6 protein-coding genes and 1 pseudogene are annotated in these 6,281 nt (G+C 35.5%); 3 read left to right on the top strand and 4 right to left on the bottom strand.

The features are described from left to right. The first annotated feature begins 378 nt into the window (after positions 1 to 378). The gene (locus tag H6G59_RS21295) at positions 379 to 570 is read left to right on the top strand and encodes a DUF4089 domain-containing protein (protein ID WP_190718093.1); all 192 of its coding nucleotides are present in this window, start codon (positions 379 to 381) and stop codon (positions 568 to 570) included. 7 nt (positions 571 to 577) lie between these two features. Beyond that, a pseudogene (locus H6G59_RS21290) lies at positions 578 to 1,635 on the top strand (amidase family protein). A 3-nt stretch (positions 1,636 to 1,638) separates the two neighbouring features. Here H6G59_RS21290 and H6G59_RS21285 read toward each other — a convergent pair. Further along, positions 1,639 to 2,145 (bottom strand): GNAT family N-acetyltransferase, encoded by a 507-nt coding sequence (locus tag H6G59_RS21285; protein ID WP_190718074.1) that lies wholly within the window; start codon positions 2,143 to 2,145, stop codon positions 1,639 to 1,641. A 53-nt stretch (positions 2,146 to 2,198) separates the two neighbouring features. On the opposite strand from H6G59_RS21285, the gene H6G59_RS21280 reads away from it, so the two are divergent. Further along, positions 2,199 to 3,368 (top strand): NAD(P)/FAD-dependent oxidoreductase, encoded by a 1,170-nt coding sequence (locus H6G59_RS21280; protein ID WP_190718071.1) that lies wholly within the window; start codon positions 2,199 to 2,201, stop codon positions 3,366 to 3,368. Here H6G59_RS21280 and H6G59_RS21275 read toward each other — a convergent pair. From H6G59_RS21275 to H6G59_RS21265, 3 genes are read right to left on the bottom strand one after another with little or no spacing between them, the layout of a single operon-like run. Then, a complete protein-coding gene (locus H6G59_RS21275; protein ID WP_190718068.1) occupies positions 3,337 to 3,864 on the bottom strand; it encodes a hypothetical protein in 528 nt (175 codons plus the stop codon). The genes H6G59_RS21280 and H6G59_RS21275 overlap by 32 nt on opposite strands. A gap of 23 nt (positions 3,865 to 3,887) precedes the next feature. Then, positions 3,888 to 5,651 carry a putative bifunctional diguanylate cyclase/phosphodiesterase gene (locus H6G59_RS21270; RefSeq protein WP_190718064.1) on the bottom strand — a complete coding sequence of 588 codons (1,764 nt, stop codon included), beginning with the start codon at positions 5,649 to 5,651 and terminating at the stop codon, positions 3,888 to 3,890. 14 nt (positions 5,652 to 5,665) lie between these two features. Continuing rightward, positions 5,666 to 6,097, bottom strand: a complete 432-nt coding sequence (locus H6G59_RS21265) for a response regulator (protein ID WP_190718061.1) — start codon at positions 6,095 to 6,097, stop codon at positions 5,666 to 5,668. Between the last annotated feature and the right edge of the window lie 184 nt (positions 6,098 to 6,281).

Genomic DNA, 6,281 nt, shown 5'->3' with positions numbered 1-6,281 from the left:
TAACAATTATATGATTCGAGTTCTCAGTTCCTGTTTCATTGACTCTACATTAGATTCCTCTCATCCCTTATGTCAAGCCTAATTGAGATGCTCTTACCCTGCCTAGTATGTGTTTTCCTGAAAATGTTTAATTTGCGTAACTTTACTGTTTTACAAATAAACCCAAATGCTATATTTATTATGGTTTATTTTAATTGAAGAGTATAAATATCAGGATGTTTATAGTTGTAAATGGGGTTGTAGTTGCGATGCTAAAGAGGTAAAAATTCCTGATTTTAAAGATATTGAAAAAATGGTTGGGGAGTAGTCAATTTAAGTTTTAATATAATTGAAGTGCATACTATTAATATATTGGTGGGCAATGCCCACCCTACTAAGATGGAAAATCAAGATTTTAATGTTCAAGAATATGTTAAACAAATGTTGATTTTATTGGATTTAGAAATAAAGAAGGATGAATATCAAGATGGTGTAATTGCGAATTTTGAAAGAATCAAATCAATAGCAGAATTAGTAAATAACTTTACTTTACCAGAATCAATAGAAATTGCACCCACTTTTGAACCATAAATAAACCATGAATGATGCTGTATCTATAGCCGAAAATGTGTTATCAGGTAAAGTTAGCGCAGTAGATATTACCCAAGCTGCATTAACCAGAATTGCTGCTAGAAATGATGAATTAAATTGTTTTACAACTATTACCGCAGAAACAGCTTTACAAGATGCAGCACGTATTGATAGAGAAATTGCTGAAGGTAAAAATTCCGGTGTTTTAGCTGGTGTACCTTTTGCAGTTAAAAACCTTTTTGATATTGCTGGTTTAACAACATTAGCAGGTGCAAAAATCAACGCCGAAAATCCGACTGCTACCCAAGACGCAACCGCAATTACTAAATTAAAACAAGCTGGTGCGGTGCTAATTGGTGCGTTAAATATGGATGAATATGCTTATGGATTTGTGACAGAAAATGCCCATTATGGTGCAACTCATAATCCCCATGATTTAAATCGTGTTGCGGGGGGTTCTTCGGGTGGTTCTGCTGCTGCGGTTGCTGGGGGGTTAGTTCCTTAGCAGCAGTACAGAAAGTGGCTGAAGCCTTAAATATCACAGAATATGTCACAATACCAGAAGCAAAAATTGCCAGGGCTGCGGCTTTCATAATTACAGCTTGTGAAGGTGCAAATTTACATTTAGATAAATTAAAAACCCGTCCCCAAGACTTTGATTTTGCTACGCGAGATCGGTTTTTGGCAGGTGCATTAATTCCTAATCATTGGTATATCCAAGCCCAACGATTTAGAAGCTGGTATAGAGATAAAGTTAGAGAAATATTTCAAAATGTAGATATAATTATCGCCCCTACAACACCAATTCCAGCCCCATTAATTGGTCAACAAACTATGATATTAGAGGATGAAGAAATTCTCGTTCGTCCTCATCTGGGTTTATTTACTCAACCATTATCTTTTATTGGTTTACCCGTTTTATCAATTCCTATAAATCAAGAAAATTATTTACCTTTAGGAGTACAATTGATAGCTGCACCCTATAATGAAGCATTAATCTTACGAGTGGCAGCAGTATTAGAAAAACAGGGTATAATTTTCAGTAATGTCATGAGTTTAATTTGAATATCAAACCCCATTAAAGGCAGGTGGATAAACAACTTTACCCTGATATTTTTTTTCATAACTTGACAATGTTTTCACCATAAAAAATTCATCCGCTACTGGAAAAGGAGACTCAATTTGATAATGAACTGATGGCTGAAAACCTAAACGGCTATAGAAAGCAGGATGACCAAGTACAATAACTATAGCGTCTCCTCTGGTATCTGCTATTTCTAAACTGGCTTTTACTAATGTGCTACCAATTTCTTGTTTTTGAAATTCTGGATGAACTGCTAAAGGTGCTAAACCAAGAACCGGTAGAATTTCTTCATTCACTAAATCAATATAGCTGTAAAGAATATGACCCACTATCTTACCTTGAATTTCTGCAACTAAGGATAATTCGGGAATATATCTGTCGGAAGAACGAATTTTTTCAATAAGTTTAGCTTCAGTTTCACCCTGAAAAGCTAGGGTATTTACCTCAGCTATTGCTGAATAGTCTAACAGAGTTTCACAACGGATGTTCATAATATAATTCCCACTTTTCAAGTATTAGATTCAAATATTAGATTCAAAAACCTATGAAAACTTACGATTGGATTGTTGTTGGTGCGGGAATTACAGGTGCAGCACTTGCTTATGAATTAGCAAAAAAAGGCTTTTCTGTACTTTTGTTAGAACAACAAACAACACCACAAAATGCAACTCGCTATAGTTATGGTGGAATTTCTTATTGGGCAGCAACTACACCAATTACACACCAACTATATCAAGAAAGTATAGCCCGTCACCGTATTTTATCTCAAGAATTAGATGCTGATACTGAATTTTATGAATTAGATTTACTACTAACTATTCCTACTAATGCAAACCCAGAAGCAACAGCTACATCCTATGCACAGGTTAGTATTCCACCACGTTTACTCAGTATTCAAGAAGCTTGTGAATTGGAACCACTGCTAAATAAAGATGCAATATCTGGTGCTTTAACTGTTAAACACGGACATATCAACCCAGAAAAAACAGCACAAGCATACATTCAAGGTATGTTGCGTCTTGGGGGAGAAATGGAGATTTCCCAAGTATTAGAATTTTTAAATACAAAGACAGGAAAATTTACAGGTGTAAAGACAACTACTGGAATCTTCCAAACTGCTAATATTGCTATTTGTGCCGGTGGAATTAGCCGCAAATTACTAAAATCATCTGGGATTTCTATCAAGCTGTATTTTTCTCATGCAGAAATCATTGAAATACCACCTATAGAACTACGGTTAAATACTTTAGTAATGCCAGCTAATGTGCAGAGATTTCAATTGGATACTGAATCAACTCAAGTTGATGAATTATGGGATGAAGTTGGTAACGAGATAGTACCACCTATTTTAGATGCGGGTGCAGTGCAGTTTGTTGATGGTAGTTTACGTTTAGGTCAAATTAGTCGTGTTCTCACAGATCCTCATGCCCAAGTTAACTCAGAAGCAAGTGAAAGATGGTTGAGAACAAGTATCACACAAATTTTACCAGCTTTGGGAAATTTACCAGGAATTTGGCATCATTGTTTAGTGGCATTTAGCAAGGATAAATTGCCTTTGATTGGTGCTATTCCCGAATTTGAGGGAATTCATATTTTCTCAGGTTTTAGTAGTCCTTTAGTTCTTGTACTGCCATTAGCAGAACGTTTTGCTAAATTTGTATCTGGTCAGGAAGATGACATTATTAGCCAGTTATCTCCAAGTCGCTGGAATTAGCAATGATTTGATTTAATTGTAATTCTTGGATTTTGATCCCCGTTGTTTCTGAAGCTATTAGTTCGGCTGCTTCTTGCAAGAGTTGCTGTTGTTCTTCTTGAATGGTTTCTAGACGACGATAAATTTCTGTTAATCTTTGTTGTTTATGTTGATGATGAATTTTTAGAGAATTGACAGCAATTGATTCTGAATTATTATTGTTACCTGTAATAGTTTTCCAGGTAAAATTAGTCACTTTGATCAAAGATTGAATTAATTTTAATGGAAATTTCAATATTGACCAACTAGCTGTTTCAATTAAACGCACGATTCCTTTGATGATGATCCAAAGAATAGCTATCACAAAAAGCAGTATTACTAAACTGATAATGGGATGATTAACTGCCCAACCCAGTATTTGTAAAAGCCGTAAAAATATTGGTTCTTCTGTGGCAAACTTATGTAAGTAAGAGGTAATTGTATTTTGAATATATTCACCAGTTAGCCAACTATACATACAGAGATTAGATATAGATTTTATTAGGCTTTGAGGCTTAATCTACTATTATTAGGGATAATAGGTACTAAAGAAACACTGAGTTCTCTTGTGATTCTTTGAAGCCATTCCTTGACTTGAGATGCTGGCATAGGTTTAGAGAATAAATAGCCTTGTCCATAATTGCAGCCTAGCGATCGCAATTTATCACGTTGTTCAACTGTCTCTATTCCTTCGGCAACTATATCTAAGTCTAAAGTGTGGGCTAAGGTAATTATCGCTTGCAAGATTCCCAAATTTCGCTCATTTTTTTGGATACGAGATACAAAAGAGCGATCAATTTTTACAGTATTGATGGGCAAACCATGCAAATAAGATAAGGAAGAATAACCAGTACCAAAATCATCAAGGCTAATCTGAATACCCGCCGCTTGAAATGCTTCCAAACTGGAAATGATTGTTTGTGTATTATTCATCAACGTACTTTCTGTAATTTCCAGTTTCAGTTTTAGCTGATGCAGATTCAGCGATTGATATTGATGGATAATTTTTGGTACTAATTCTGGTTCATTTAATTGAACTCCTGATAAATTTACTGCCACACTCAAAGGTAGATAATCTGCTAACTGACTTTGCCAGATAGTCAACTGCCGACAAGCTGCTTCTAAAATCCAATCACCCAGGGGAATAATTAGCCCCGTTTGTTCTGCTAAGGGAATAAATTCATCGGGTGAAATCCATCCTTTTTCAGGGTGTTTCCAGCGTATTAGTGCTTCAAAACCGGCTAATTTATAAGGGTTTAGGGACAAAATTGGCTGATAGAAAAGTTGTAACTCCTGATTGCTAATCGCTTTTCTTAAATCAGTTTCCATCTGTAACCGGTTTGATGCTTCCGTTTGCATACTGCGATTGTACACAACTGTGGGATATTTTAATCCCTGTTCCTTGGCTGTGTAGTTAGCAATTTCTGCTGCTCGCAAAAATTCTTCTGCTTCTTTAAAATCCATTGAAGAATGGACTATACCAATAGTAATTGAGGCATAAATTAAGAAGCCTTCCAACTCGAAAGGAGGATCAAGTACTTGATGTATTTCGTTTCCTATGGTTTCTGCCTCGCTGACATGACTGAAATTTTTTAGCAGTAGTGCAAATTCATCTTTTCCTATTCGTGCTAAATAATCACCAGGACGTAAAGTCTCTTGCAGACGTTTTCCTACTTCAATGAGTAGTTGTTCACTTTTATTATGCCCAAAGCCATATTTAATCTTTCGATATTGGTCAATATCTAAAAAAACTACTGCAAATATATGATCATCCTGAATATATTCTTGTAATGTATTTAAGAAAGCATGGCGATTAGGTAAGTTAGTTAATTCATCATAAAAAGCCAAAAATTTGACCTTTTCCAATGCTTGCTTGTGTTCACTTCGCATTTGGGCTTCTCGCAATTCACGAGTAATAGCTGGAATCAGTCGATTTAAACTTTGCTTGAGTAAATAATCGTGCGCTCCAGATATCATTAAATCAATGGCTGTTTCCTCACCAATGGAACCAGAAACTACAATAAAAGGAATATCAAGTTGACGCTGCTTGACTAGTTCAAGTGCCTGGTTCGCACTAAATAGAGGCATGGAATAATCTGTGAGAATGACATCCCATTCATGAGTATCAAGAGCTTCTGCCATTGCTTCATATGTGTCAACCTGTTGATAGACTACTTCGTAATTTGCACGTTCCAACTCTAATACAAGCAGTTCGGCATCATCTCGGTTGTCTTCAACAATCAGAGCTTTGATTTTATTATTCATAATAATTAAGTTTATTAGGTATTGGGAGGAGGACTGTTTAAAACTAACCAGTACTTTCCTAGCTGTTGTATGACATTTACAAATTCATCATAATCAACAGGTTTGCGGATATAACTGTTGCAACCCAAACCATAGCCTTGAAGCCGATCACTCTCTTCATGAGAGGTCGTCAAAATCACAATAGGTAACAATCGAGTTCGAGAATGAGATCGAATTTGTCGGAGAACTTCCAAGCCATTGATTCGAGGTAGTTGCAAATCTAACAAAATCAAATCTGGTAAGGGATCTGCACTTGAATCATTTGAAAATAGATAGTTGATTGCTTCAACCCCATCTCTAGCAATGACAATATTTTCTTGGAGTACTGATTTTTCAAATGCTAGTAGTGTTAACTCTACATCATCAGGGTTGTCCTCAACAATAAGTAGTGTATTTGTTGCTGTCATGTTCTTTTGGATTATATCTTATGTTTTCTATTAATTCTAGAATTCACTCATTATTTTTACTCAGAGAACTACAACTGATGATTGGTAAAAAAGATTAATTGCAGTTCCATAAGCGATAAATTCGCTCAATTGAAAGGCATTAATTGAAAAAATTTCTTGAGTTTATAACTGTGATCAGGATTCT

It is taken from the genome of Anabaena lutea FACHB-196, assembly GCF_014698305.1.
Taxonomy (GTDB): Bacteria; Cyanobacteriota; Cyanobacteriia; order Cyanobacteriales; family Nostocaceae; genus Anabaena; species Anabaena lutea.
The sequence above is the reverse complement of the archived record's forward strand: the minus strand, read 5'-3'. Positions and strand labels throughout refer to the sequence as shown.

Coding starts and splice junctions, on each gene's coding strand:
- H6G59_RS21295 (WP_190718093.1), top strand. CDS start 379: ATGGAAAATCAAGATTTTAATGTTCAAGAATATGTTAAACAAATGTTG.
- H6G59_RS21285 (WP_190718074.1), bottom strand. CDS start 2,145: ATGAACATCCGTTGTGAAACTCTGTTAGACTATTCAGCAATAGCTGAG.
- H6G59_RS21280 (WP_190718071.1), top strand. CDS start 2,199: ATGAAAACTTACGATTGGATTGTTGTTGGTGCGGGAATTACAGGTGCA.
- H6G59_RS21275 (WP_190718068.1), bottom strand. CDS start 3,864: ATGTATAGTTGGCTAACTGGTGAATATATTCAAAATACAATTACCTCT.
- H6G59_RS21270 (WP_190718064.1), bottom strand. CDS start 5,651: ATGAATAATAAAATCAAAGCTCTGATTGTTGAAGACAACCGAGATGAT.
- H6G59_RS21265 (WP_190718061.1), bottom strand. CDS start 6,097: ATGACAGCAACAAATACACTACTTATTGTTGAGGACAACCCTGATGAT.